At 74.0% G+C, this 2,344-nt stretch carries 4 protein-coding genes; all 4 read right to left on the bottom strand.

Annotated features, from left to right (window positions below; all coding sequences use genetic code 11):
- Nucleotides 1–286: CocE/NonD family hydrolase (locus N4P33_RS34735; RefSeq protein ID WP_260830897.1), on the bottom strand; the 286-nt coding region annotated here is incomplete at its 3' end.
- Nucleotides 283–1,134 (bottom strand): hypothetical protein, encoded by an 852-nt coding sequence (locus tag N4P33_RS34730; protein WP_260830896.1) that lies wholly within the window; start codon nucleotides 1,132–1,134, stop codon nucleotides 283–285. The genes N4P33_RS34735 and N4P33_RS34730, both read right to left, overlap by 4 nt.
- 91 nt (nucleotides 1,135–1,225) lie before the next feature.
- Nucleotides 1,226–1,339: a streptamidine family RiPP gene (gene amiA, locus N4P33_RS34725; protein WP_240499128.1), complete on the bottom strand. Its 114-nt coding sequence runs from the start codon at nucleotides 1,337–1,339 to the stop codon at nucleotides 1,226–1,228.
- A gap of 58 nt (nucleotides 1,340–1,397) precedes the next feature.
- Complete coding sequence (locus N4P33_RS34720) at nucleotides 1,398–2,228, bottom strand: ABC transporter ATP-binding protein (RefSeq protein WP_260830895.1); 831 nt, start codon at nucleotides 2,226–2,228, stop codon at nucleotides 1,398–1,400.
- Nucleotides 2,229–2,344 lie beyond the last annotated feature (116 nt).

Below are 2,344 nucleotides of genomic sequence, written 5' to 3'. Positions count from 1 at the left end.
CCACCAGCCGGCCGTCGCTCCACGGCTGCCGCCGGATCCAGCGGACGGCCGCCGCGCCGTCGGCCGCCTCGTTCGCGTAGGGGTGCCACTCCCCCGGCGAGGCGAACCGGCCGCGCACGTCCTGGACCACGGCGGCGAATCCCCTGCGGGCCCAGCCGCGCGCCTCGGCCCGGTGCCGGGTGCGGTGGTAGGGAGTGCGCACCAGGACGGCCGGGAAGGGGCCGTCGCCGACCGGGAGGACCACGTCGGTGGCCAGTTCCTCCACCGCCGCGTCGAACGCGGTCATCCGTCCCTCTTCGGCATCGGGGCGACGGCGGGCACCGGGAGGACAGGGTGCTCGGTGACGGCCAGCGTGCGCAGGTCCACGCGGCGGAGCCGGCGCCGGGCCGGGAGGCCGGCGGTGCCGGGTGCGCCGGTGGCCCACCGGTGGAGATCGTCCGCGAGCAGGGCGGCGAGCAGCGCGGCGGCGGGCGGGGTGAGCCGGACCGGCGCGCCGGAGGTACGCGGTCCGCTCCAGTACGCGGCCAGTTCGCGGTGGGCGGGGGTGGCGGCGAGCCGGCGGGACCGGACGTGCGCCGAGGTGACGTCTCCGGAAGCGGCGGCCACCGGCTCGACGTACGCCTGCCAGCCCTCGCGGTGGCAGCGCAGCCACGCGACGCCGTGGCCGGGCAGGGTGTCGGCGGCGTCCCACCACCCGTCCGGCACGGGTCCGTCGAGGCACCACACGACCGCGGCGGGGTCTTTGTCGAGCAGGTCCTCGACGGCCACCGGTGATGCGCCGGGGGCGGTGTCCGTCACGCGGGGCCGGGCGCCCAGGGCGGCCAGGTGCGCCGCGAGCGGTTCGGTCAGTACCGGGTCGCCGAGGATCCGGATGTCCTGGCGTTCGGCGGGCCACCGCGCGTCCTCCCGCGGGCTTTCCGTCAGATAGCCGGCCCCCTCGAACGCCCGCACCACACGGTCGAGTTCGTCGTCCGCCGGGCCTGTGGTCCCGCCCGTGAGCCGGGAGAGGAGCAGGTCCTGGTCGGCGCCCCCTGTCCTGACGCTGAGGTACTCCCCTTCAGGGGTCCGGACGGCGAGCCCTCGGCCGGGCACGGCGACGACGTCGACACCGGGGGCGAGTCGGCTGCGGGACACGACGATCCTCCTGACGAAAGGGTGGGGACGGGCGTGGACCCGCCCGGAAGGCAACGGGCGGGCCCACGGTCGAGGGTGGCTGGGCCCTCGCTTACTCCTCGTTGTCGTCGAAGGGGTTCTCGACGAGCGCGTTGGAGTGGGAGGCCGAGGCGTGGGCCAGCTGGCCCTGGTCGGCGATCGGCGTGAAGATCTGCTCGTTCTCCATGAACTCTCCTTGTTAGAGCGGGAGTTACGACGTTCGGGTGAGCGTCGTGACGGTAACTCTAATGAATCTGATTTTCATATTCTAGTTCTGGTCGATCCGGGAGAGGGTGATCTGGGTAACACACCGGCCAGCCTCCTTCGGGGTCCCGGCCGACCCGTCCGGCCACCTTCAGCACGTCCGCCAGCAGCCCCGGGGTCACCACCTCCCCCGGCGCCCCGTCGGCCACCACACGGCCGTCGCGCAGGGCGACGACGCGTTCGGCGAACCGCGCCGCGTGAGCCAGGTCGTGCAGCACCATCACCACGGTGAGCCCGCGTTCCTCGCGCAGGCGGACCACCGTCTGCAGCACATCGAGCTGGTGGTGCAGATCCAGGTAGGTGGTCGGCTCGTCGAGCAACAGGACGCGCGTGTCCTGGGCGAGGGCCATCGCGAGCCGCACCCGCTGCCGCTCGCCTCCGGACAGCGCGTCGACGTCACGGTCGGCCCACTCCGCCACCCCGACGTCCCGCAGCGCCCGGTGCACGACGGGATCGTCGCCCTCGCGCAGCATGCCCAGCGGTCCGCGCGCCGCGTACCGCCCCTGGCGGACGAGGTGACGCACGGTCATGCCGGGAACGGCCGGTGCGGACTGGTGCAGCAGGGCCACCCTCCGCGCCGTGGCGCGCCGGGACAGCCGGGCGAGGTCGTCCCCGCCGAGCCGGACACGCCCTTCGTCCGGTCGCAGCAGCCCGGCGGCCAGTCGCAGCAAAGTCGACTTGCCGCAGCCGTTCAGGCCGATGAGGGCGGTCAGTTCACCCGGCCGTACGGTCAGGTCGACGCCCCGCAGCACGGGTCGCCCGGGATAGCCGAAGTGGACCCCCTCGACGTGGATCCCCACGGACTCGGTCATGCTCTGTCCTCGATTCGACGTCAGAACGAACGGCTCGGCGTGCGGCGCACGACGATCAGCAGCAACGCGGCCCCGAGGCAGGCGGTGAGCGCCCCGACCGGCAGCGTGAGCCGTCC

Origin of the sequence: Streptomyces sp. 15-116A (genome assembly GCF_025290915.1) — a bacterium.
In the GTDB taxonomy this organism is placed as follows: domain Bacteria; phylum Actinomycetota; class Actinomycetes; order Streptomycetales; family Streptomycetaceae; genus Streptomyces.
This window is presented reverse-complemented; position numbering and strand designations above follow the sequence as displayed.